This is a genomic window from Acidovorax sp. JG5 (genome assembly GCF_017939685.1).
Lineage (GTDB): Bacteria > Pseudomonadota > Gammaproteobacteria > Burkholderiales > Burkholderiaceae_C > Acidovorax.
In genome coordinates, this window is the sequence record NZ_JAGKSE010000014.1 from 45,877 (window position 1) to 69,108 (window position 23,232).

The 23,232-nt window shown below is 63.1% G+C and carries 20 protein-coding genes; all 20 read left to right on the top strand.

Annotated elements, in window-relative coordinates; translation table 11 throughout:
• Positions 1–36 precede the first annotated feature (36 nt).
• The 20 genes from J8G26_RS13905 (at position 37) to J8G26_RS13995 (ending at position 23,230) form a co-directional block, all read left to right on the top strand.
• Positions 37–1,038, top strand: a complete 1,002-nt coding sequence (locus J8G26_RS13905) for an NAD-dependent epimerase (RefSeq protein ID WP_087747851.1) — start codon at positions 37–39, stop codon at positions 1,036–1,038.
• A 224-nt stretch (positions 1,039–1,262) separates the two neighbouring features.
• Complete coding sequence (locus tag J8G26_RS13910) at positions 1,263–1,904, top strand: XrtA/PEP-CTERM system exopolysaccharide export protein (protein WP_087747850.1); 642 nt, start codon at positions 1,263–1,265, stop codon at positions 1,902–1,904.
• Between the two features lie 60 nt (positions 1,905–1,964).
• The gene (locus J8G26_RS13915) at positions 1,965–3,527 is read left to right on the top strand and encodes an XrtA system polysaccharide chain length determinant (RefSeq protein WP_087747849.1); all 1,563 of its coding nucleotides are present in this window, start codon (positions 1,965–1,967) and stop codon (positions 3,525–3,527) included.
• Between the two features lie 9 nt (positions 3,528–3,536).
• The gene (locus J8G26_RS13920; protein WP_087747848.1) at positions 3,537–4,508 is read left to right on the top strand and encodes an XrtA-associated tyrosine autokinase; all 972 of its coding nucleotides are present in this window, start codon (positions 3,537–3,539) and stop codon (positions 4,506–4,508) included.
• Positions 4,505–6,085 (top strand): TIGR03016 family PEP-CTERM system-associated outer membrane protein, encoded by a 1,581-nt coding sequence (locus tag J8G26_RS13925; RefSeq protein WP_349238325.1) that lies wholly within the window; start codon positions 4,505–4,507, stop codon positions 6,083–6,085. The genes J8G26_RS13920 and J8G26_RS13925 overlap by 4 nt, the downstream gene beginning before the upstream one ends.
• Before the next feature lie 3 nt (positions 6,086–6,088).
• Complete coding sequence (locus J8G26_RS13930) at positions 6,089–7,213, top strand: XrtA/PEP-CTERM system-associated ATPase (protein WP_087747846.1); 1,125 nt, start codon at positions 6,089–6,091, stop codon at positions 7,211–7,213.
• Positions 7,214–7,231: 18 nt separating this feature from the next.
• On the top strand, positions 7,232–8,098 hold the full coding sequence (locus tag J8G26_RS13935; RefSeq protein WP_210569635.1) for an XrtA system polysaccharide deacetylase: 867 nt from the start codon (positions 7,232–7,234) through the stop codon (positions 8,096–8,098).
• Positions 8,091–9,146: a FemAB family XrtA/PEP-CTERM system-associated protein gene (locus tag J8G26_RS13940; RefSeq protein ID WP_087747844.1), complete on the top strand. Its 1,056-nt coding sequence runs from the start codon at positions 8,091–8,093 to the stop codon at positions 9,144–9,146. The genes J8G26_RS13935 and J8G26_RS13940 overlap by 8 nt, the downstream gene beginning before the upstream one ends.
• A 22-nt stretch (positions 9,147–9,168) precedes the next feature.
• Positions 9,169–10,434, top strand: a complete 1,266-nt coding sequence (locus J8G26_RS13945; RefSeq protein ID WP_210569649.1) for a TIGR03087 family PEP-CTERM/XrtA system glycosyltransferase — start codon at positions 9,169–9,171, stop codon at positions 10,432–10,434.
• Between the two features lie 11 nt (positions 10,435–10,445).
• On the top strand, positions 10,446–12,017 hold the full coding sequence (gene xrtA / locus J8G26_RS13950; protein ID WP_246881405.1) for an exosortase A: 1,572 nt from the start codon (positions 10,446–10,448) through the stop codon (positions 12,015–12,017).
• Positions 12,018–12,019: 2 nt separating this feature from the next.
• Positions 12,020–13,963 (top strand): XrtA/PEP-CTERM system amidotransferase, encoded by a 1,944-nt coding sequence (locus J8G26_RS13955; protein WP_210569639.1) that lies wholly within the window; start codon positions 12,020–12,022, stop codon positions 13,961–13,963.
• Positions 13,960–15,150 carry a TIGR03088 family PEP-CTERM/XrtA system glycosyltransferase gene (locus J8G26_RS13960; protein ID WP_210569641.1) on the top strand — a complete coding sequence of 397 codons (1,191 nt, stop codon included), beginning with the start codon at positions 13,960–13,962 and terminating at the stop codon, positions 15,148–15,150. The genes J8G26_RS13955 and J8G26_RS13960 overlap by 4 nt, the downstream gene beginning before the upstream one ends.
• Positions 15,147–16,325: a glycosyltransferase family 4 protein gene (locus tag J8G26_RS13965; RefSeq protein ID WP_210569643.1), complete on the top strand. Its 1,179-nt coding sequence runs from the start codon at positions 15,147–15,149 to the stop codon at positions 16,323–16,325. The genes J8G26_RS13960 and J8G26_RS13965 overlap by 4 nt, the downstream gene beginning before the upstream one ends.
• On the top strand, positions 16,322–17,503 hold the full coding sequence (locus J8G26_RS13970; RefSeq protein ID WP_087747839.1) for a glycosyltransferase family 4 protein: 1,182 nt from the start codon (positions 16,322–16,324) through the stop codon (positions 17,501–17,503). Before J8G26_RS13965 ends, J8G26_RS13970 begins: the two co-directional genes overlap by 4 nt.
• On the top strand, positions 17,490–19,109 hold the full coding sequence (locus J8G26_RS13975; protein WP_087747838.1) for a glycosyltransferase family 39 protein: 1,620 nt from the start codon (positions 17,490–17,492) through the stop codon (positions 19,107–19,109). The genes J8G26_RS13970 and J8G26_RS13975 overlap by 14 nt, the downstream gene beginning before the upstream one ends.
• A 22-nt stretch (positions 19,110–19,131) precedes the next feature.
• Positions 19,132–19,263, top strand: coding sequence for a hypothetical protein (locus J8G26_RS19570; RefSeq protein WP_255378692.1), 132 nt, complete (start codon positions 19,132–19,134; stop codon positions 19,261–19,263).
• 32 nt (positions 19,264–19,295) lie between these two features.
• On the top strand, positions 19,296–20,624 hold the full coding sequence (locus J8G26_RS13980; protein WP_087747837.1) for a putative O-glycosylation ligase, exosortase A system-associated: 1,329 nt from the start codon (positions 19,296–19,298) through the stop codon (positions 20,622–20,624).
• Positions 20,621–21,583: a polysaccharide deacetylase family protein gene (locus tag J8G26_RS13985; protein ID WP_087747836.1), complete on the top strand. Its 963-nt coding sequence runs from the start codon at positions 20,621–20,623 to the stop codon at positions 21,581–21,583. The genes J8G26_RS13980 and J8G26_RS13985 overlap by 4 nt, the downstream gene beginning before the upstream one ends.
• Positions 21,580–22,593, top strand: coding sequence for a polysaccharide deacetylase family protein (locus tag J8G26_RS13990; protein WP_087747835.1), 1,014 nt, complete (start codon positions 21,580–21,582; stop codon positions 22,591–22,593). The genes J8G26_RS13985 and J8G26_RS13990 overlap by 4 nt, the downstream gene beginning before the upstream one ends.
• Positions 22,594–22,600: 7 nt before the next feature.
• Positions 22,601–23,230, top strand: a complete 630-nt coding sequence (locus tag J8G26_RS13995; protein ID WP_210569645.1) for a hypothetical protein — start codon at positions 22,601–22,603, stop codon at positions 23,228–23,230.
• The last annotated feature ends 2 nt before the right edge of the window (positions 23,231–23,232 follow it).

Consider the following 23,232-nt stretch of genomic DNA (forward strand, 5'->3'; position numbering starts at 1 on the left):
TTTCCGCGCTGGCCCGGCGCGCAGACACTATCTTTCATGACCACAGAGCGAAAGCCCCAACACATTCTTCTGACCGGCGCCGCCGGTTTCATCGGCAGCCATGTGGCCGAGCGCCTGCTGCAGCGCGGCGACCGGGTTCTGGGCCTGGACAACCTCAACGACTACTATGACCCCGCGCTCAAGCGGGCCAGGCTGCGGCGCCTCGAAGGGGCGCCGGGCTTTCGTTTCGTGCAGCGCGACCTGGCCGACCGCACGGGCATGGCCGAACTGTTCGCCGCCGAGCGCTTTGACAGCGTCATCCACCTGGCCGCCCAGGCCGGTGTGCGCTACAGCATTACCCATCCCCATGCCTATCTCGACGCCAACCTGACGGGCTTTGGCCATATCCTGGAAGGCTGCCGCGCCCAGGGTGTCGCGCACCTGGTGTATGCCTCCAGCTCCAGCGTCTATGGCGGTAACACCAAGATGCCGTTTGCTGAAACGGATGCGGTGGACCACCCCGTGAGCCTGTACGCCGCCACCAAGAAGGCCAACGAGCTCATGGCCCACACCTACAGCCACCTGTACGGATTCCCTACCACCGGGTTGCGCTTTTTCACGGTCTACGGCCCCTGGGGGCGGCCCGACATGGCCTACCACCTCTTCACCCGCGCCATCCTGGCCGGCGAGCCGATCGCGGTGTTCAACCACGGGGACATGCGGCGCGACTTCACCTACATCGACGACATCACCGAGGGCGTGCTGCGCGTGCTGGATCGGCCCGCCACGCCCGAGCGCGCGGGCGCTGCCCCTTACCGCGTGTTCAACATCGGCAACAGCGAGCCCGTGCAGTTGCTCGATTTCATCGGCTGCATTGAAAACGCGCTGGGCACAACGGCCATCAAGCAGCTGCTTCCCATGCAGCCGGGGGATGTGCCGGCCACCTATGCCAGCACCCAGGCATTGCAGGACTGGGTGGGGTTTGCGCCGTCCACGCCGCTGGCCGAAGGCATCGGGCGTTTCGTGCGCTGGTACCGCGCGTACTACGACCACACCTGACATTTTTCTGCCGATGGACGCGATGGGCTGCGTCCCGGAGATGCCCTGGAGGGTGGGCGCGGGTTGCCTGGCTGGATGGCGCGGTTGTCCGGCAATGGCGCCGCCACAACCCGCCGAATTCGCGTTGCCATAAATGCGTTTACGCGCGAGATTCGTCAGGGTATGCTGCATTGAGGTTGGGCCATATTGGCCATAGCCGTGCAAACGATATAAGGGGTTGCACCATGCAGAAATACGTTTCAGTGTTCCTGGGGGCTGCGGGCCGGGTTGTGGCAATGGCTGCGCTGGCAGCAGCGGTGGTTGGCTGTGCGGATATGCGCGCAGGGGACCATCCGGCCGCGCCGGTCAGGGCGTCCGCCCCCGATTACAACTACATCGTCGGGCCCGGCGATACGCTCAACATCATCGTGTGGCGAAACCCTGAACTGTCACAGATTGTGCCGGTTCGTCCTGATGGTCAGGTGTCTACGCCCTTGGTTGATGGGCTCGTCGCGCAAGGTAAAACCTCGGCGCAGATCGCTCGGGATGTGGAAAAGGAGCTGGGTAAATACGTGCGGGACCCAGTCGTCACTGTCATCGTGACGGGCTTCGTCGGCCCCTACAGCGAACAGATCCGCGTAGTGGGTGAGGCGGCCAAGCCGCAGTTCCTTCCCTACAAGCAAAAAATGACGGTCCTCGATGTGATGATTGCGGTAGGGGGGTTGACCGATTTTGCCGATGGCAACAGCGCTACGCTTGTACGTACGGCCGAGGGCAACAAGCGTTACACGGTGCGCCTGAATGATCTGGTCAAGCGCGGCGATATTGACGCCAATGTGGAAGTGCTTCCCGGCGATATTCTCATTATTCCCCAAGGGTGGTTTTGATTGGCCTGCGCAAGGATTGGTGGCTAGCAAGCGTCCTGCGGACTTGTTAAGGGGGAGTGAATGGATGAGTTTCTAGGCCAGATCACCACAACCGTTCGCGGCATGTGGATTTATCGCCGTCTGGCTATGCTGATCACTTGGTTGGTTGCTGCCGTGGGTGTGGGTGTGGTGCTCATGATGCCGGATCACTATCAGGCGTCGGCGCGCGTATTTGTAGACACACAGTCCATCTTGCGTCCGCTCATGACCGGCATTGCCGTGCAGCCGAACATCGAGCAGCAGGTCGCCATGCTCAGCCGCACTCTACTCAGTCGGCCTACCGTGGAGCGTCTGGTCCGCACCGTTGATCTCGATCTGGGCGCGCATTCCAAGGCAGCAAAAGATGCGGTGGTCGATACTGTGACCAAGTCCATCAGTATCCAGACCACCGGGCGAGACAATCTCTATACGCTGTCCTATCGCGACCAGAATCCCGAGAAAGCGCAGCGGGTCGTGCAGGCGCTTTTGACCATCTTCGTTGAATCCAGTCTGGGTGCTTCGCGCCAGGATTCGGACAGTGCGCGTCGCTTTCTCGATGAGCAGATCAAGAGCTACGAGGCCAAGCTCACAGACGCCGAAGGCCGCCTCAAAGCGTTCAAATTGCGAAACCTTGAGTTGCAATCGCAAAGTGGGCTGGATTCGGCCGGGCGGGCCGCAGAAATCGGCAACCTGCTAAGTCAGGCCAGGCTTGAGCTGCGCGAGGCTGAAAGTGCACGAGCGGCGGCGAGTCGTCAGTTGGAGATGCTGCGCGCGCAAACTGGACAGTCTCTCATCGGGTCTGCTGTTGGTATGCAGACGCCTGAGTTGGATGCGCGTCTTCATGAGCAAAAGCGCAATCTGGATACGCTGCTACAGCGCTACACCGACGAGCACCCAGATGTGGTCAATACACGCAGATTGATTGCGGAGCTTGAGGCACAAAAGCGCCGTGAAGTGGAGGAGCTGCGGCGTAAAGCGCAGGCAACGCAGGGATCGCCTGCAGTGGAAACCAATCCCGCGGTGGTGGAGCTCAATCGCATTTATTCGGCAGCCGAAGTTCAAGTGGCATCGCTGCGCGCGCGCGTCGTTGAATACGAGTCACGTGCCAAACATGTCCATGAGCAACTCAAGGTGGCTCCACAACTGGAGGCCGAATTGGCGCAGTTGAACCGGGACTATCAGATTAATCAGAAAAACTATGCCGATCTGGTGGCTCGCCGTGAATCGGCCATGATGTCGGGACAGTTGGAAAACACGTCCAGTGTGGCTGAATTTCGAGTCATCGACCCGCCGCGCGTTTCGCCCAAGCCTGTTGCTCCCAACCGGGTGCTGCTGATGCCAATCACCTTGCTGGCGGCCCTGGCCGCAGGGCTTGGAATGGCATTTCTCATGAGCCAGATTCGGCCAGTTTTCTTTGATGGCACTGCGTTGCGCCAGTTGACCCAACTGCCGTTGCTGGGCGTGGTGGAATTGATGCCCAGTGATGCGTTCCGTCAACGTGAATCGAGAAGCTTTAAGCGTTTCATCGCGGCCTTGCTTGCACTCGTTTTGCTCTATGCGGGTGGAATGCTTGCGTTGTCCTACTTGTCCGGCCTTTTGGGGTGACATGCAATCATGACAAGTTCCATTGAAAAAGCGGCCCAACGGCTAGAACAATTGCGAAAGGCGGGGGTGCCTGTGCCTGGTAGCGTGGTGCAGCCTGCCGAGTCCGTAGGGCCGGGCGCCGTGGCGCAGCCGGCACAAACAGTCGCGCCCGTAGAAGATGCCATCCTTGACGTGCGGCGGGGCGTGCCAACATCCAAGCTGGTTTCCAAGTCCGTACATATCGATCTGACGGCACTGGCTGCGGCGGGCTTTGTCACTCCCAATGCGCCGCGCTCAGCCATGACAGATCAGTTTCGCGTCATCAAACGGCCCCTCCTGGAAAATGCAACGGGCAAAGGAGCCTCGTTGGTGGCCAACGGCAACCTCATCATGGTCACCAGCGCATTGCCCGGTGAGGGAAAGACCTTTACAGCCATCAACCTGGCCATGAGTCTGGCCATGGAACTGAACCATACGGTGATGCTGGTCGATGCCGATGTCGCGCGCCAGTCCGTCATGAAGACAATGGGCCTGCTACCTGCACCCGGCTTGCTGGACTTGTTGCTGGATGAAAAGATCGGATTGCCCGATGTGCTGCTGCGCACCAATATTGACAATTTCACGCTGTTGCCCACGGGGCTGCCGAATCCGCGTGCGACGGAATTGCTGGCCAGTGATGCCATGGCAGGATTGCTCAACGACATGGGCAAGCGCTACCGGGATCGCATCCTCATTTTCGATTCCCCTCCATTGCTGCTGACCACGGAAGCGCGGGTGCTGGCCAGCCACATGGGCCAGATTGTCGTCGTCGTTCAGGCTGAAAAAACGCTCCAGTCCCAGGTTCAGGATGCCCTGACCACCATCGAGGCTTGCCCTATCAGGCTCATGGTGCTTAACCAGGCGCGCAGCCGGGGTTTGGGTGCATATGGCTATGGATATGGCCACGGGTATGGCTACGATCGGTTAGTCGGCGAGCCCAGCGCGGCCACTGCTGCGGTGTGACGGGAAAAAGGAGCGTCCGCGTGAACCGACCGTATCGCTATACCGCAAGTCCTTGCTTGGTTCGCTGGGCCTCGCTTGCTTTGGCAACTGCACCGGCGCTTCTTCCGGGCACCGTCACTGCACAACAAGACGATGTGCAGGCAGCACCGCGTCAACCCAGCATGGTATTTGAGCCGCGTATTTCGGTGCAGCACACCATTACCAGCAATGCACGGCTTGATGCCGCCAGTATCAGTGATCAGGTGACGGAGGTGAGTCCGGGGTTTCAGCTGATCAGCAATATGGCCCGGATCAAAGGGTTTGTCGATTATTCGCTGCACGACACTTACTACGCGCGGGAGTCACGGTTCAATGAGATTCGGCACAGCCTGAATGCCAGCGCTGTCGTAGAGGCGATCGAGCAGTGGGCTTTTGTCGATGTGGACGCCGTCGTCGCTTCGCAGCCCATATCGGCTTTTGGCGCGCCGGTGGATGGCTCACCCGCCAACGCCAACAGCTCGCAGACCTCGAGCTTTCGCCTCTCGCCCTATCTTCGCGGTCGCATGGGTAGCGTGGCCGACTATGAGGCGCGCTACAGCGTGCAAGACACCCGCACCAAGACGGACAGCCGCTCGGATGTCACCACGCAAGAATGGGTCCTGCGTCTGGGCAGCCAGGAAAGCGGGCGGGTTGTGGGCTGGTCCGTGGATGCCAGCGACCAGGTCGCCGATTATTCCCCGGGTCGGAGGATCAAAACCACCACGCTGCGTGCCCGGGTGAATGTAGCAGTGACGCCGCAAGTGCGGCTCACGGGGATTGGCGGAGCCGAATCCACCAACCAGCTTTCGCCGACACGCGAGTCGCACAGCATTACAGGTTTTGGTGCTGCGTGGCAGCCATCGGAGCGCACCCGGATGTCGTTTGAGCGGGAGAGCCGTTATTTTGGCGGCTCCCACAACGCAGCCATCGAGCACCGCACCGGGCGCACCGTCTGGCGCTACACCGATGTCAAGGCCGTCTCCAACGGGCTGGGCGCACAGTCGGCGTCGCTGGGGTCTTTGTTCGACCTGTTCGACGGCTTTTACACCCAGATCGAGCCAGACCCCGTCCGCCGCACACAACTCGTTCTGGCAGAAATTGAACGCCTGGGGCTGCCCGCCAACGTGCAGGTGTTCCAGGATTTCCTGCGCTCATCGAGCACCTTGCAGCGGGCGCAGCAACTGTCGCTGGCACTGTTGGGCCAGCGCAGTACCGTGACGCTGGCAGTTTCGCGTTCTGACAGCCGCGCACTCGGCGGTGCGCTCCAGCTGGGCGATGATTTCGATACCAACTCCCGCATCCGCCAGCGCGGCTGGAGCCTGTGGCTTGCCCATCGTCTCACGCCGAATTCATCGATCCATGCGAATTGGGGCGATCAGCGCAGCGCAGGCACTTTGCCGGGGTTGGAAACCCGGGTTCGCTCACTCGTATTGGGCTGGAATACGCTGCTGGCCCATCGCACCAGCGCAGGTCTTCAGATACGTCGCGTTGTATCGGACGGCCCCGCCAGCCCATATAGTGAATCGGCGATAGTCGGCACCATCACACACCGGTTTTGATCCATGTACGAAGCGTTCTATGGGTTGAACAGCAAACCCTTCCAACTCAATCCCGACCCCGGCTTCTATTTCAGCAGCAAGCAGCATCAGCGCGCACGCGCGTACCTGGAATACGGCGTGATGCGTTGTGAGGGCTTCATCGTGATTACGGGCGAGGTGGGGGCGGGTAAGACGACGATTGTGCGCGGCCTGATTGACAGTCTGGACCCCGGTACTGTTGTCGCGGCCCATCTGGTTAGCACGCAATTGAGTGCCGAAGACACGCTGCGACTGGTGGGCGCGGCGTTCGGGATCCCCGTGCGGGGCGTTTCCAAAGCAGACCTGTTGATGGCACTGGAAGCTTTCTTCGTTACCCAGACTCTGCAAGGAAAGCGTTGCCTGCTGATCGTCGATGAAGCGCAGAACCTTCAGCCGCAGGCGGTGGAAGAGCTGCGCATGCTGTCCAATTTCCAGAATGGCCAGTACGCACTGCTGCAGACTTTTCTGGTGGGCCAACCCGAGTTCCGTGAAATCTTGCAAAGCCCTGGCATGGTGCAATTGCGTCAGCGTGTGACAGCCACCTGCCATCTCGGCCCCCTGGAGGTTGACGAAACCCGCGAGTACATTCTGCATCGCTTGAAATGTGCTGGGGCCAGTGAAAATCCTACCTTCGATCCAGAAATATTCGACTGCATCTACCACTACACAGGCGGAATTCCCCGGCGCGTTAACACCTTGTTTGACCGCGTCCTGTTGCAGGGGTTTCTGACGGATCGGACGCACATTGACCTTGCACTGGTCAACGAGATCATTCAAGAAGTGCAAGCAGAAATGCTGGTGTCGCCCAAGGTTGCATCTCCTTGGCAGATGCCCCTGAGAGCGGCGGTGCGAGGCATCGCGCAGGAGGAGCCGCTGGACAGCGAGTTGGAGCCAGGGGCACTGGATTTGGATTTGAGTTTGGACAGTGCTCTGGCAGATAGCATGTCTCAGCAACTTGTACACGTGACGGCCGAGCAACTGAGCGCGCGTTTGCTGCGTATCGAACGCAGCGTTCTGCGCCAGGAGCGCGTGACCTTGGAAATCTTGATGAATCTGCAAAAGCTGGTGGTCGCAAGTCGTCGCCCGCGTTCTGACAGTGCCGCCGGCTAGAGCCTGGAGTCCATCGCCATGCCCAGCACGTCCTCCATCACCAACGCGCTGACCATCGACGTCGAGGATTACTTCCAGGTATCGGCCTTCGCGCCCTACATTGAACGCAGCGAGTGGGACCTGCGCGAATGCCGGGTGGAGCGCAACGTGGAGCGCATCCTGGCTTTGCTGGAAGAGCACAACACCCAGGCCACCTTCTTCACCTTGGGCTGGATCGCCGAGCGGTATCCGGCGCTGGTGCGCCGCATCGTGGACGGCGGCCATGAGCTGGCCAGCCATGGCTACGGCCATGAGCGGGTGAGCGACTTGTCGGAGGCGGCGTTCTTTGAGGACATCCACCGCGCCAAAGCATTGCTGGAAGATATTGCCGGGGTTCGGGTGCAGGGCTACCGAGCCCCCAGCTTTTCCATCGGCTCCGGCAATTTGTGGGCGCTGGACACGCTGCAGCGTGCCGGCTACCGCTACAGCTCCAGCATTTATCCCATCCGGCACGACCACTATGGCATGCCGGACGCACCACGGTTTGCCCACCAGGTGCGCGACGGCTTGATTGAGGTGCCGCCGACCACCCTGCGCATGTTCCACCGCAACTTGCCGTCCAGCGGCGGTGGCTACTTTCGCCTGCTTCCCTATGCGCTGTCGCGCTGGATGCTGCGCCAGGTCCATCGCCAGGACGGATCACCGGCCGTTTTTTACTTTCATCCCTGGGAAATGGATGTCGGGCAGCCGCGCGTGCAAGGCATCGGGTTCAAGACCCGCTTCAGGCATTACGTGAACATCGGCCGCATGGAGCAGCGGCTGGGGCATCTGCTGCAGGATTTTCATTGGGGCCGCATGGACCATATTTTTCTGTCCCCGCAAACGCCAGAGGTGGCCCGTGGCTGAAGTGGCCGCCACGCTCGCCATTCGCCGGCTCGATGCGCACAGCGCAGCCGACGCGGCGCGCTGGGACGCTTTTGTGCTGGGCTGTCCGCACGCCACGTTTTTCCACCGGGCGGGCTGGCAGGCATTGATCCGCGAGGTGTTCCGCCACGACACCTATTTTCTCTACGCCGAGGCCGGGGAAAGCATCCGGGGTGTGTTGCCGCTCGGGCATGTCAAGAGCCGCCTGTTTGGCAATGCGCTCACCAGCCTGCCTTTTGCCGTGTACGGCGGCGTTGCCGCGCTGGATGAGCAAGCCGCCGTGGCGCTGGAACGCGAGGCCGAGCAGCTGGCGCAGCGCCTGGGCGTGGACCACCTGGAGTTGCGCCATGTGCAGCGCCGCCACACCGACTGGCCGCTGCAAGACCTCTACGTCACTTTCCGCAAACCGATTGCGCCGACAGAAGAGGACAACCTGCTCGCCATCCCGCGCAAGCAGCGCGCCATGGTGCGCAAAGGCATCAAGAACGGGCTCACCTCCCATATCGACACCACGGTCGACCGCTTCTTCGCGCTGTATGCCGACAACGTGCACCGCCATGGCACGCCGGCCCTGCCCAAGGCCTATTTCAAAGGGCTGTGCCGGGTCTTCGGGCCGGACTGCGAAGTGCTCACCGTTTGCGCCCCCGATGGCCGCGCCATCAGCAGCGTGCTGAGTTTCTATTTCCGTGATGAAGTGCTGCCCTACTATGCCGGCGACGACGAGGCAGCACGCGACCTGGCTGCCAACGACTTCAAGTACTGGGAGCTCATGCGCCTGGCCTGCGCACGGGGCCTGAAGGTGTTCGACTACGGACGCAGCAAGCAGGACACCGGCTCGTATGCGTTCAAGAAGAACTGGGGTTTTGAACCCACACCGCTGCACTACGAATACCGGCTGTACAAAAGCGACAGCGTGCCGCAGAACAACCCCGCGAATGCCAAGTACCGCCTGCTGATCGCCGCATGGAAGCGCATGCCCATTGGCCTTGCCAATTGGCTCGGGCCCAAAATCGTGCGCAACCTGGGCTGAATGCCACCAACGCATGACCACCATGGGCAACATTCTCTACCTGGTGCACCGACTGCCGTACCCCCCCAACAAGGGTGACAAGGTGCGTTCGTACCACCTGCTGCGCCACTTGCAGCAGCGCCACCGCGTGTTTCTGGGCACCTTCATCGACGACCCGGACGATGCGCAACACCTGCCCACGCTCCAGGCCATGTGCCCCGACCTGCATGTGGAGCGCATCCATGCACCCAGTGCCAAGGCCAGGAGCCTCAGCGGTCTGCTGGCGGGCGAGGCGCTCACGCTGGCCTACTACCGCAACGCCGGCATGCGGCGCTGGGTGGAGCAGACGAGCGCAGAACACAGCCTGCAGGCCTGCGTGGTTTTTTCCTCGGCCATGGCGCAATACGCGCAGCCGCTGCTGCCCAAGGTGCCCATGCTGGTGGACTTTGTCGATGTGGACTCCGCCAAATGGACCCAGTACGCCCCCGCGCACCGCTGGCCCTTGTCCATGCTGTACCGCCGCGAGGGCCGGCGCCTGCTCGCTTATGAGCGCGCAATGGCCTTGCTGGCGCGGCGCGCGTACTTCGTCACACCGAACGAAACCGCCTTGTTTTTGTCGCAGGCGCCGGAATGCGCGGGGCGCGTGCAGTCCATGGGCAACGGGGTGGATGCCGAGTTTTTCATACCAGACCCCCGGCGGCCCAGCCCCTTCGCGGCCGGTGAGCAGGCCATTGTGTTCACCGGCGCGATGGACTACTGGCCCAACATCGACGGCGCCAGCTGGTTCGTGGCCGACGTGCTGCCGCTGTTGCGCGCGCGCTGGCCGTTGGCGCGGTTTTACATCGTGGGCCGCAGCCCTTCGGCCCAGGTGCAGGCGCTGGCCAGTGGGCAGGTGGTGGTCACTGGCACCGTGCCCGATGTGCGGCCCTATCTGCAACACGCCAGCGCGGTGGTGGCGCCCTTGCGCGTGGCGCGCGGCATTCAAAACAAGATTCTGGAGGCCATGGCCATGCAGCAGCCCGTGGTCACGGTCAGCAGCTGCGCCGACGCCATCGGCGCCACGGCAGGGCAGGGGCTGCTGCGTGCCGATACGCCGCAAGAGTTTGTCCAGGCCCTGCAGCCGCTGCTGGAGTCGCCCTACAACGCCGCCGCGCTGGGCCAGCAGGCCCGCCGCTACGTGGAGCACGAATGCAGCTGGCAGGCCCATCTGAGCGGTATCGACAGTGGCCTGGGCAGAGCGCCTGCCAATCCACCTGCCAACCCACCGGCCAACCCACCGGCCAATCAGCCCCACGCTGCCGGTGCATGAAAGTGCCCCCCATGACAAGCCACCTTCAAGCCCTGCCCGTCCATTGGCGTCGGCCCCTGCTGGTGCTGGTGTTGCTGCTCGCCGCCATGGTGGTTGCGTACTGGCATTCGGCCTGGGGCATGGCGATGATCTGGGCGCGCTCCGACACCTACGCGCATGGCTTTGTCGTGCCCCTCATCTCGCTGTGGCTGGTGTGGCGCCAGCGCGCGGTTCTGGCGCCCATGGTTCCTCGCCCGGGGCGCCTGGCCTGGCTGCTCATGGCGGGCGCCGCAGCACTCTGGCTGGCTGGTGATCTGGTGGCCGTGAACGCTGCCACGCAGCTTGCGCTGATCACGTTGATCGTGTTGTCTGTGCCTGCCGTGCTCGGTTGGCGCGTAGCCGGGGCGCTGGCCTTTCCTTTGTTTTTTCTGTTCTTTGCGGTTCCGATCGGCGACTTTCTACTGCCGCGCCTGATGGAGTGGACGGCCGATTTCACCGTGATGGCGCTGCGTGCGAGCGGCATCCCGGTGTACCGTGAAGGCCTGCAATTCATCATCCCTTCGGGCGCATGGTCGGTGGTGGAGGCTTGCAGCGGCATTCGCTACCTCATCGCTTCCGTGACGGTGGGCTGCCTGTTCGCGTACCTTAGCTACCAAAGCATGCGCAAGCGCCTGGTGTTCATTGGCGTGGCCATCCTGGTGCCGCTGGTGGCCAACTGGTTGCGCGCTTACATGATCGTCATGCTGGGGCACTATTCCGGCAACACCATCGCCACGGGTGTGGACCACCTCGTGTATGGGTGGTTGTTTTTTGGGCTCGTCATCGGCGTGATGTTCCTCATCGGTGCGCGCTGGGTAGACCCCCTGCCGCCACCGCCCAAGGCGGTGGCGGCAGGGGGTCTGGCTGCTGCAAGCGCCCCGGCCGGAACGCATTGGCTTGCGCTGGCGCTCGTCTTTTCCGTGGTGCTGGCGCCGCATGGCGCGCTGGCGGTCATGGACCTGGGCACACAGTCACGGCCTGTGCAAGTGGTCGAGCCCATGGTTGCGGTCCCCTGGCGTGCCACGGCGCAGCCACCCAGCACCTGGCGGCCGGCTTTTGAGCATGCCTCGGACACGCTGGACGCCGGTCTGATCGACGGTCAGAGTCAGCCGCTGGGCCTGCATGTCAGCTATTACCGCCAGCAAAACTACCAGCGCAAGCTGGTCAGCTCAGAGAACGTGCTGGTCAATAGCCAGGACCCGATGTGGGCGCGGGTGGCTGGTGGCGCGGCCGATGCGCGGCTGCAGGGCCGGCCCCTGCGTGTCGACAGTGCCGTGCTGCGCCAGCACCCGCCCGGCATGGGCAACGCGGGCCAGCGTCTGCTGGCCTGGCGCTTCTACTGGGTTCACGGCGTCTTCACCGCCAGCGACTACGCGGGCAAGATACAGGGGGCGCTGGGGCGCATCGGCGGCTGGGGCGATGACGGGGCGCACATCGTGATCTACACGCCCCTGTCGGACGCCAAGGAGGCCGAGGTGGACGCTTCGGCGCGCCTGCAGTCCTATCTGGACAGCCAGGGCGACGCGCTGGCGGCGGCGCTCTTGCAAACGCGGGGGCGCGACTGACCATGTGCGGCATCTCCGGCCTCTTCGATACACAGGGAGCGCGCGCCTACTCGCGCGAACTGATTTCGCGCATCAACAATGTCCAGGCCCACCGCGGGCCCGACGAAGACGATGTGCACCTGGAGCCCGGCCTGGCACTGGGCCACCGGCGCCTGTCCGTCATCGACCTGGCCACCGGCAAGCAGCCCTTGTTCAATGAAAACGGCAGCGTGGGCATCGTCTTTAATGGCGAGATCTACAACTACCGCGCGCTGATGGCCGAGCTCAAGGCCCTGGGCTACCACTTCAAAACGCGCAGCGACACCGAAGTGATCGTGCACGCCTGGCAAGCCTGGGGCGCGGCCTGCCTGCACCGGCTGCGGGGCATGTTCGCTTTTGCCCTGTGGGACCGCAACCAGCAAACCCTGTTCCTTGCGCGCGACCGCATGGGCGTCAAGCCCATGCACTACGCGTGGTTGCCCGATGGCAGCTTCATCTTTGGCTCCGAGCTCAAAGTGCTGACTGCCCACCCCGGCTTTGTGCGCGACATTGACCCGCTGGCGGTGGAAGACTATTTCTCGTTCGGCTACGTGCCCGATCCGCGTTGCATCTACCGCCACGCCCACAAGCTGGCTGCGGCGCACAGCCTCACCCTGCGCCGGGGTGATGCGGCCCAGGCCCAGCCGGTACCGTATTGGGACGTGCATTTCAGCAATGACAACCCCATCGGCCTGGCCGATGCACAAGCCGAGCTGCGCGAGCGGGTGAAGGAATCGGTGCGGCTGCGCATGATCGCCGACGTGCCCCTGGGGGCCTTTCTCTCCGGCGGGGTGGACTCCAGCGCCGTGGTCGCCACCATGGCCGGGTTGTCCGACAGGCCGGTTCACACCTGCGCCATCGGCTTCGACGACCCGCGTTTCAACGAATCCGCCTTTGCCCAGCAGGTGGCAGACCGTTACCACACCGACCACCAGCTCGAAGTCGTCAGCAGCGACGACTTCGACCTCATCGACACGCTGGCAAGGCTCTACGACGAACCCTTTGCCGACAGCTCGGCCATACCCACCTTCCGCGTCTGCCAGATGGCGCGCAAGCATGTCACCGTGGCGCTGTCTGGCGACGGCGGCGACGAAAGCCTGGGCGGCTACCGGCGCTACCGCATGCACCAGGGCGAAGAGGCCGTGCGCAACTGCCTGCCGCAGGGCCTGCGCCGCCCGCTGTTTGGCGCGCTGGGGCAGATGTACCCCAAGGCCGACTGGGCGCCGCGCCCCTTGCGCGCCAAGACCACCTTGCAGGCCCTGGCCATGGACAGCGTGCAGGCCTATCACCACAGCATGTCGCACCTGCGGGCCGACCAGCGCCAGGCGCTGTTTTCGTCCGCATTCCAGCGCAGCCTGGGCGGCTACAGTGCGCTCGACGTGTTCCGCCACCATGCCCGGCAGGCCCAGACCGACGACCCGCTGGCCCTGATCCAGTACCTGGACTACAAGACCTGGCTGGTCGGCGACATCAACACCAAGGTCGATCGCGCCAGCATGGCGCACTCGCTCGAAGTGCGCGAGCCGCTGATGGACCACCCGCTCGTCGAGTGGCTCGCCACACTGCCCAGTGACCTGAAGATCCGGGACGGAGAGGGCAAATATGTGCTCAAGAAAGCATTCGAGCCCTTGCTGCCGCACGACGTGCTGTACCGGCCCAAGATGGGGTTCTCGGTGCCGCTGGCCAGCTGGCTGCGCGGACCGCTGGCGCCACGCATGCAGGAGTCGGTGCTGAGCCCGCGCATGCTGGCATCGGGCTACTTCAATGCGGGCACGCTGCAAACCCTCGTCAACCAGCACCTAGGCGGGCATCATGACCATTCGACTGCCTTGTGGATGCTCATCATGTTTGATGCGTTTTTGCGGCAGGCGCAGGAGCCCGTCAGGGCGGTTGTCACCACAGCCACAACCGAGGTGGCCCCTGCATGAGCAGCACACAGCGCCGCCGGCGCATCATTCATGTGGTGTACAGCTTCAGTGTGGGCGGGCTGGAAAACGTCATCGTGCAGCTGATCAACCGCCTGCCTGCGGAACGGTTTGAACACGTGGTGCTGTCGCTCACCACCATCAGCGATTTCAAGCACCGCATCACCCAGCCCGGCGTGCGCTTCATCGAGTTGCACAAGCCACCGGGCCACGCCGTGCGGCTCTATCCGCGCATCTATCAGCTGCTGCGTGGGCTCCAGCCCGATGTGGTGCACAGCTGCAACCTGGCCGCGCTCGAAGTCACGCCACTGGCGTGGCTGGCCCGCGTGCCGCTGCGCATCCATGCCGAGCACGGCTGGGACGCCCACGACCCGAAGGGCCAGAACCCGCGCTATCGGCGCCTGCGCAAGTTCTACCAACCGTTTGTCAGCCACTACGTTGCCGTGTCGAAAGACCTGGACGACTACCTGGCGCAAGCCATCGGCGTGCCTGCCCGCCGCCGTTCGCTCATTGCCAACGGGGTGGACACCCACAACTTTGCACCGCCGCCCCAGGGGATGGCGCCCGCCGTGCCCGGTTGTCCCTTTGTGCCGGGCGAGCACTGGATGATCGGCACCGTGGGCCGATTGCAAACGGTCAAGAACCAGCCCTTGCTGGCCCGCGCTTTCGTGCGTTTGATGGAAATCCACCCCGAGGCCGCATCCCACCTGCGCCTGGTCGTGGTGGGGGCGGGGCCGTTGCGGGCCGAGGTAGAGGCCACGCTTGCGCGGGCCCATGTGCAGCATCTGGCGTGGCTGGCAGGCGCACGCGATGACGTGGCTGACATCTTGCGCATGCTGGGTTGTTTTGTGTTGCCCTCCCAGGCAGAAGGCACCTCCTGCACCCTGCAGGAAGCCATGGCCAGTGGCTTGCCGGTGGTCGCCACGGCGGTGGGTGGCACACCCGATGTGGTGGAAGACGGCATCACAGGGCTGCTCGTTCCTTCTGACGACGCCAATGCGATGGCACAAGCTTTGTGGAGCTTGTACACCGACCCGGCCACGGTCCGTCTTCTTGCCCAGTCCGCGCGTCGGCAGGCGGTGAAAAAGTTGGGCATGGATGCGATGGTGCAGTCCTACGACCGACTGTTTTCCGGTCAGCAGCTGGGTGAGCCGGCGCACAGCGCTCCAGGTTATTCCGGACAGCCATGAAAATTCTCTACCACCACCGCACCGCTTCGAAAGATGGCCAATCCGTCCACATCGAAGAGATGATCGAAGCCCTGCGCAGCGAGGGGCATGAAGTGCGCGTGGTGGCGCCCGGAGCGCCTGAGCCCCATCCGGATACGGCGGCGCAAGGTGGTGGCCGCATGGGCGGCGACATGGGCTGGGTGCATCGCCTCAAGGCCTTGCTGCCCAAGGCCGCCTACGAGCTGATGGAGCTGGCCTACAACCTGGTGGCCTACCGCAAACTGATGACCGCCGCGCGCGAATTTCAGCCGCAGGTGATCTACGAGCGGTACAACCTGTTCCTGCTGGCCGGCCTCATGGTCAAAAAGCGCCTGGGTATTGCGCTGTTGCTGGAGGTGAACTCGCCGCTGGTGCTGGAGCGCTCGCAGCACAGCGGGGGCCTGGCTCTGCAGCGGCTGGCGCGCTGGGCCGAGGGCACTGCATGGCGCGGTGCGGATGCCGTTTTACCTGTTACGCAGGTGCTGGCCGGCCATGTGCGTGCGCATGGCGTGCCGACAGAACGCATCCACGTTGTGTCCAACGGCATCAACCGCGCCCACTTTGCCGATGCGCCCCGGCCCGACGAGGCCAAGAGGCGCCTGGGCCTGCAGGGCCGGGTGGTGCTGGGCTTCACCGGCTTTGTACGAGACTGGCACGGCGTGGATCGGATCATCGACTGGATGGCCTCACCCCAGGCGCCACAAGACATGCACCTGCTGGTGGTGGGCGACGGCCCGGTGCGCGCTGCGCTGGAGGCGCAGGCGCAGCAGCTAGGCCTGGCCGAGCGCGTGACCTTCACGGGCGTGGTACACCGCGAACAGGTGCCAGCCCATGTGGCGGCCTTCGATGTGGCGCTGCAGCCGGCCGTCACGCCCTATGCATCACCATTGAAGCTGATGGAATACCTGGTGCTGGGCAAGGCGGTGGTGGCCCCGGCCACGCCCAATCTGCTGGAAGTGCTGACCGACAACGTCAACGCCCTGATGTTCGAGCCCGCCCAGCCGGGCGCACTGGAAGGCGCACTCACACGCCTGTGCACCGACACAGCGCTGCGGCAGCGCCTGGCCCAAGGCGCTGCGGAAACCATCGAGCGGCTGGATCTGACCTGGATCGGCAACGCGCGGCGGGTGACCGCCCTGGTGAAGGCTGGCGCATGAAGGTCTTGTTGTTCTCTACGCTATACCCCAGCGCGGTGCGCCCCATCCACGGCATCTTCGTGGAGACGCGCTTGCGCGAGCTGCTCAAGACCGGCGAGGTGGAGGCCAAGGTAGTGGCGCCGGTGCCATGGTTTCCCTCCAAGGACCAGCGCTTCGGCGAGTATGCGCAGTTCGCAGCCACCCCGCCCGTGGAGCAGCGCAGCGGGGTGGAGGTGCACCACCCGCGCTACCTGCTGCTGCCCAAGGTGGGCATGAATCTCGCACCCTATGCCATGGCACTGGGGGCCTTGCCCACCATCCGCCGCCTGCAGCGCCAGGGCTTCGACTTCGATCTCATCGACGCCCACTACTACTATCCCGACGGTGCTGCCGCCGCGCTGCTGGCCAAGTGGATTGACAAGCCCTTTGTCGTGACGGCGCGTGGCACCGACCTGAACCTCATCCCGCAGTACCCCTTTCCACGCAAACTAATCCTGGAGACTGCCGCACAGGCCCGCGCATCCATTGGCGTGTGCCAGGCGCTCATGGACAAACTGGGCGAGCTGGGCGCCGACCGCACCAAGCTCCACACCCTGCGCAACGGTGTGGACCTGGAGCGCTTCGTGCCCGAAGACCGGGTCGAAGCCCGCCGGCGCCTGGGCCTGCCGGTCGAGGGGCGCTATCTGCTATCGGTGGGGCACCTGATCGAGCGCAAGGGTCACCACATTGCCATCGAGGCCCTGCCGCATTTGCCCGGGGTGACCTTGCTCATCGCCGGTGCCGGCCCAGAGGAGGCGGCTCTGAGAGATCTGGCCAGACGCGTTGGCGTGGCCGACCGCTTGCGCTGGGCCGGCGTGGTGCCGCAAACCGAGCTGAAGTGGTGGTACAGCGCGGCCGACGTGCTGGCCCTGTGCAGCAGCCGCGAGGGCTGGGCCAATGTGCTGCTGGAGGCCATGGCCTGCGGCACGCCGGTGATCGCCACCAACATCTGGGGCACGCCCGAGGTGGTGAGCACTCCAGCGGCCGGCGTGCTCATGGACCGCCGCGACGCTCAAGCCCTGGCTGCCGCCTGGGTGCAGTTGCACACCCAGTTGCCCACGCGAGAAGCCACCCGAGCCCATGCGCAGACTTTTTCGTGGGACGCGACAACGCAGGGGCAACTGCAGCTCTTTCAGAAGGTTGTCGATGCCACGGCCTGAGACACTGTCCATCTCTGCGCGGGAGCGCCTGCTGGCGTGGGCGCTGGTGCTGCTGTGTGTGGCGCTGCTGTTTGCGCAGGCACCCCATGGCGGGGCCTTTTATTGGAGCGATTCGCCGCGCCATGCCCTCAATGGTGTGTTCGTCATGGATCTGATCCGGGCCATGCCAGTAGATGACCCGACTGGCTACGCCTATCGCTACTACGCCCAATACCCGGCGCTCACGATCCTGTTCTATCCCCCGCTGTTCTACGCCATCAGTGCACCGTTTTACGCATTGTTCGGGGTTTCCCACGAAACGGCGCTGCTGGTGGTGGCGCTGCACTATCTGGCGCTGGGCCTGGGTTGCTGGCGCCTGGCGCGGTTTTGGCTGCCGGCTGCCCCGTCGCTCGCGTTTGCCGCGCTCGTACTCTGGTTGCCCGAGGTGGCCTTCTGGGGCCGGCAGGTGATGCTGGAGGTGCCCGCCTTTGCATTTTTGGTGTGGAGCGCGGTGGCTGTCATGGCCTATCTGCGCGGCGGGCCACCCAGGTGGCTGTACCTGGGGGCCGCGCTGCTGGTGCTGGGTATATACACCAAGATCAGCGTGGCCTACATGGGGGTGGTCTATGCGGCCTTGATCGCGCATCGCGATGGCTGGGCGGGTCTGCGCAATCGCCACCACTGGTGGGTGGCGGCCTTGGCCGTGGTCGGGTTGCTGCCCCTGGCCGTGCTCACGCTCAAGTTCGGTCAGGCCAACCTGCAGTCGGTTACCGGCGTGGCCGACGCCGTGGCCTCGCGCGCAAGCTGGCAGGGGTGGGTGTGGTATCTGCAGCAGATCCCCGCGCAGGTGGGCTGGCCGCTGACGATGCTGGCTCTGGCTGGTGCAAGCATGGCTGCATGGCGGCGCATGCCCGGCCTGGGTTTGTGGTGGTTGGGCTTCGCGGTGGGCTACCTGTTCTTCTCGTCCATCGATCTGAAGGAAGCCCGCCACAGCGTCTTCTTGCTGCCCTCGGTGGTCTTTTTTGCCGTGCTCTTGGTGCACTCCGTGGTGCCTCCCCGTCTGGGTGGCTGGGCTGTGGCCGCGCTGGCCGTGCTGGTGCTTGCCACCGCGGGCCTGTCCGTGTGGACGCGCCCGGTGTACTACGTGCAGGGCTATGCCCAGGCAGCTTCCGAGGTGGCCCGGCTGGCGCCGCGCGACAGCACGGTCATGTTCTCGGGCTATCGCGATGGCTCTTTTGTGTTCAACATGCGCGCAAGGGAAGATCGCCGCGACCTGCAAGTGATGCGGGCCGACAAGCTGTTGCTGGGTGTGGCCGTGCGGCGGGAGCTGGGCGTCGAGCAAAAGGGCCTGACCGAAGCCGAGATTGCCGAGGCCCTCAACGCCAACGGCGTGCACTACGTGGTGATGCAGCCCGGCTTCTGGACCGACCTGGAGGCCATGCAGCGCTTCGAGCGGGTGATGGCCAGCGACCAGTTTGAAGCGGTGGCGCGCATCGCCACCCCCGCCAACCACAAGGCGCACGAGACCGAACTGGTGATCTACCGGAACAAGGGGGCGGTGGTGTCCCGCCGGCAAGGCGCCGACATCGAACTGAAGATCATCAACCGGCGTATTTCTGCCGACTGAACGCGATTGGGGAAGACCATCAATGGAAGCATTTATTCTGGTGATCGACATGGGCGTCATGCTGTACCTGTGCTGGCGGCTGTTTCGCGGCAAGGGCGGGGAAAGCACCGACCTGGGTTTTCTGCGCTATGACGACGCTGACCGTCAGCGCTGAGCCACCGGCCCGACTTATTGGCGAAAAATCCCATGCGTGATTTGGCTTTTGCCCTGATGCTGCTGGCCGTATTGCCGCTGGCGCTGGCGCGTCCTTTCAATGCCTATCTGCTGTGGGGCTGGACAGGTTTGCTCGCACCGACCACATACTTCTACGGCTGGATGGTGGGCAACCGGGTCAACTTTGCTTGCGCTGTGCTCACCCTGGTGTTGCTGGCGCTCGGGCGGGTGCCCTGGCGCGACTACCAGCCCAACAAGGTGACGTGGCTCTACTTGTTGCTGGCGGCCCACGCCACTCTGGCCTTTTTACTGGCCTACCCTGGCAATCCCTATAACGACCAGTACTTTGAGTTCCTGATCAAAGGATTGCTGTTCTGTTTGGTCATGCCCTTCTTCGTGCGTGAGCGTGTGCATTTCCATGCCATGTTCATCGTCATTGCGCTGGGCCTGGGTATTCACGGCGTGCTCAACGGCCTCAAGACGGTGGCCTCGGGTGGCGGGCACAACATGATGGGCCCAGCAGGCACCATGCTGGCCGACCGCAACCACCTGTCCACCGCGCTGGCCCTGGTACTGCCGGTGCTCTTTTACCTGCAGACCTACACTGCCAATCGCCTCATGCGCCTGGTTTGCCTGGGCGCATTCTGCGTGGTGGTGCTCGCCATTCTGGGCGGTGGTTCGCGGGCCGGCTTCATTGCCGTGTCAGTGGTGGGGTTGTGGCTCATCCTCACCTCTCGGCGCAAAGGCATGGCGCTGGTGCTGGTGGCGGGTGCTGTCATTGCCTTCCTCGCGTTTGCGCCCGAAGACATCACCAGCCGCCTGACCACCATCAAAGAGGCAGACGAAGACAGCTCCTTCATAGGCCGCGTGATCGCCTGGAAAATCAGTTCGGCGATCGCCTTGGACAACCCGATTTTTGGTGGCGGGTTTCATGCCGTCCAGGTCCAGACCGTCTGGGATAGTTTCAAGATGTCCCCGGGGCTACTCGGATTCCTGAATCTGCCCATTCCGGAGTTTTCCGCCAAGGCCGCGCACAGTATTTACTTTGAAGTGATGGGCGATCTGGGCTTCGTGGGCTTGGGGCTTTATATGTTTATCCTGTTGCGGGCCCTCTGGGGCCGGCGGGTCATCAAGCGCATGACGGACCAACTGGGCGCACCATACCAATGGGCGCGCGACATGGCCGACATGCTCATGCTGGCGGTGCTGGCCTATATGGTGGGCGGCGCCTCGGTCAGCCTGGGTTACCTGGAGGTGATCTACATGGTTGTGATGCTGATGGAGCTGCTGCGCTTGCATGTGGCGCGTGCCCTTGTGCCTGCAGGCGAGGCGGCGGCACCAGGCCCTGGGAGATCAGCGTGATTTCCAGACTCCTCCTGCAATCCCTGTCCAAAGACAAGCTGTCGGTCTTCCTCTTTCACAAGGTGCCGCAGCAATGCGAACCGCTGGTGCCGGCCGACGTGAGCATGGTCCGCTTCGAGCATCTGCTGGATCACACTTTTTCTCAGTTGCAGGTGCTGCCGCTGGATGAGGCCATTGGCCGCCTGCAAACCGACACCTTGCCGCGCCGCGCCGCCTGCATCACCTTTGACGATGGCTACCCCGACTGGCTGACGGGCGCAGCCCCGGCTCTGCGCCAGCGCAACCTGCACGCCACCTTCTTCATCACCTCGGGCCAGTTCGATGGGGTGCCGCTATGGCACGAGCGTATCCTGGCGGCGGTGCGCCGCTTGCCCGGGCCGACGCTTGACCTGGGTATCCCCTTCCTGCCTGCGCAAGCCGTCTCATCGGTGGATGACCGGCGGCGCCAGGTGCAGAGGCTGGAACAAGAACTGAAGTACCTCACGCTCTACCGCCGCGAGCAGATCCTCAAGCAGCTCGAAGCCGAAGCCGGCGTACAGACGGCCGACGTGCCGGTGATGACCGAGGCACAGCTGCGCGATCTGCACAGCCAAGGCTTTGGCATTGGTGCACACACCGCGCTGCACCCCATCCTCGACTACTGCAATGCCGAGGAGGTCGAGCGCGAAATTGGTGGCGCCCGTGAGCGGCTGCAGGCCATCGTGGGCGGGGCGGTGAATGGCTTCGCCTATCCCAACGGTCGGCCATATGCCGACTTTTCGCGCCTGCATGTGGACGCCGTGAAGCGCGCGGGCTACCGCTACGCTGTCACCACCCACTGGGGCGTGGCCGGGGCGTCCACATCGCCCTTCCAGATCCCGCGTTTCACCCCTTGGGCCGAGCAAGATTGGCACGTGACCTACCAACTGTTGCGCAACCTGATGACGGAGCCGATGCAAGTGCCGGAGGTGGCTGTATGAGTCTTTCGAGAGCAATCAAGGACGTGATCCGGACAACGCTGTACAGGTCTGGTGCGCTGGGGGCTTGGCACCGGCGCCGCAACAAGCACGCGCTCACGGTGCTGATGTTTCACCGCGTGTTGCCCGCCGGTTCGGACGCGCTGGCGCAATCCGAGCGTGAGTTCGCCTTCAGTCTCGATGGCTTTCAAGAGACGTTGGACTTTGTCTCGCGCCACTACAACGTGGTCGACCTCGCCCAGGTGAAGGCGGTAATCGACGGCCGTGGACGGCTACCAGATTGCCCACTGTTGATTACGTTTGATGACGGCTGGCGAGACACCGTCGAATACGCCATGCCAGAACTGAAAAAGCGAAGTCTTCCTGGGGTGTTGTTTCTGGCGACAGAGGTGATTGACCTTGATCAGCCCCGATGGTGGCAGGATGCCGCGGGGGCCATTCTGGCAGACCCGGCGACAGCCCCAAAACTGCTTACCGCTCTTGGCATGTCAGAGGATGCGATGACTCAACCAGGGTTCAGCCAACATGTTGCAGCGAAATTGGCGGGCATGCCTGAGGTCGAAAGACGCCATGTCATTCATGAGGTGGATCCACGGGTTCTGGAAAAGATCGACGAGCGGCAAATGATGAACGTGGAGGATCTCAGTCGATGGACGGAGAATGGATTCGAATTGGGTGGTCATGGTCACACCCATTCTCCGATTGCCTACGCCAATGATCCTGAGGCTGAAGTCTCGGAATGCCGGGACCGCCTGCGGGCCTTGGGCCTGGATGTTCTGTCGCTGTCATACCCGCACGGCGTCAAGAGCGATGCATCGCGCGAACTCTTGAAAAACGCCAGATTCGATCTTGTGTTTGACAGCAATCCCTGCCTGGCGAATGTGTCAAGCCTTCAGCGCCTTCGGTTCGATTTGCCGAGAATTCATCTACCAGAAAATACGTGGACCACAAGAAACGGACGAATTGATCCTGCCAGGCTCGCCCTGTATTTGTTTCCCCGGTCTGTGATCTAGCATGGGCTTGCAGGTATCCCGCAAACGCTTCGACCAGTTGGGCGAGCGCGAATTGACCGCATGGATCGATTTGCTTCCTGCGGATGCCTTGTCAGCGAGACTGTTCATGCATCCTGAATTCTGCGAAACCGCTCACCGGGTCTTGGGGCCGGTTGAAGTCGTGGTGATCGAAGATCACGGACGTGTTGTCGGGATTGTGCCGCTGCATCGCGCCCCTGGATTGCGTGGCTGGATGCGAGGCTACACACAGGTCGCCCAGGATGTTTCCGACGGTTTCTGTTTCCCTGTCGAAGAGGCGTACCTAGACAGGGTTGCGCCTGCATTGTTGAAGGTCGGCGTATGGTCTGGATTCTTCACCCATTTTGCGATCGGGAAGTACATTCCACATTTGCAGGCGGGTGCCCCGATGAAAACCTATCTCGTGCGGCGCCAGAGCGGCAACCGGGACATGTGGGATGAACTCAAGGACCGCAGTCGAAAGTTCTGGAGTGACACGGAGCGATGTGCCCGCCGATTGAACGAATTGCCCGGAGGATACGATTTTCACTGGCAAAGCCCGAACCTGGAGCGCGATCTGGAAGCCCTGATCGGTCTTAAGCTAGGAGTCTGGGCGGCAGAAACCCGCCTCGGGGGATGAAA

Excerpts from the sequence above, each read along its gene's own strand:
- J8G26_RS13905 (WP_087747851.1), top strand. The coding sequence starts at position 37 with ATGACCACAGAGCGAAAGCCCCAACACATTCTTCTGACCGGCGCCGCC.
- J8G26_RS13910 (WP_087747850.1), top strand. The coding sequence starts at position 1,263 with ATGCAGAAATACGTTTCAGTGTTCCTGGGGGCTGCGGGCCGGGTTGTG.
- J8G26_RS13915 (WP_087747849.1), top strand. The coding sequence starts at position 1,965 with ATGGATGAGTTTCTAGGCCAGATCACCACAACCGTTCGCGGCATGTGG.
- J8G26_RS13920 (WP_087747848.1), top strand. The coding sequence starts at position 3,537 with ATGACAAGTTCCATTGAAAAAGCGGCCCAACGGCTAGAACAATTGCGA.
- J8G26_RS13930 (WP_087747846.1), top strand. The coding sequence starts at position 6,089 with ATGTACGAAGCGTTCTATGGGTTGAACAGCAAACCCTTCCAACTCAAT.
- J8G26_RS13935 (WP_210569635.1), top strand. The coding sequence starts at position 7,232 with ATGCCCAGCACGTCCTCCATCACCAACGCGCTGACCATCGACGTCGAG.
- J8G26_RS13945 (WP_210569649.1), top strand. The coding sequence starts at position 9,169 with ATGGGCAACATTCTCTACCTGGTGCACCGACTGCCGTACCCCCCCAAC.
- xrtA (WP_246881405.1), top strand. The coding sequence starts at position 10,446 with ATGACAAGCCACCTTCAAGCCCTGCCCGTCCATTGGCGTCGGCCCCTG.
- J8G26_RS13955 (WP_210569639.1), top strand. The coding sequence starts at position 12,020 with ATGTGCGGCATCTCCGGCCTCTTCGATACACAGGGAGCGCGCGCCTAC.
- J8G26_RS13960 (WP_210569641.1), top strand. The coding sequence starts at position 13,960 with ATGAGCAGCACACAGCGCCGCCGGCGCATCATTCATGTGGTGTACAGC.
- J8G26_RS13965 (WP_210569643.1), top strand. The coding sequence starts at position 15,147 with ATGAAAATTCTCTACCACCACCGCACCGCTTCGAAAGATGGCCAATCC.
- J8G26_RS13970 (WP_087747839.1), top strand. The coding sequence starts at position 16,322 with ATGAAGGTCTTGTTGTTCTCTACGCTATACCCCAGCGCGGTGCGCCCC.
- J8G26_RS13975 (WP_087747838.1), top strand. The coding sequence starts at position 17,490 with ATGCCACGGCCTGAGACACTGTCCATCTCTGCGCGGGAGCGCCTGCTG.
- J8G26_RS19570 (WP_255378692.1), top strand. The coding sequence starts at position 19,132 with ATGGAAGCATTTATTCTGGTGATCGACATGGGCGTCATGCTGTACCTG.
- J8G26_RS13980 (WP_087747837.1), top strand. The coding sequence starts at position 19,296 with ATGCGTGATTTGGCTTTTGCCCTGATGCTGCTGGCCGTATTGCCGCTG.
- J8G26_RS13990 (WP_087747835.1), top strand. The coding sequence starts at position 21,580 with ATGAGTCTTTCGAGAGCAATCAAGGACGTGATCCGGACAACGCTGTAC.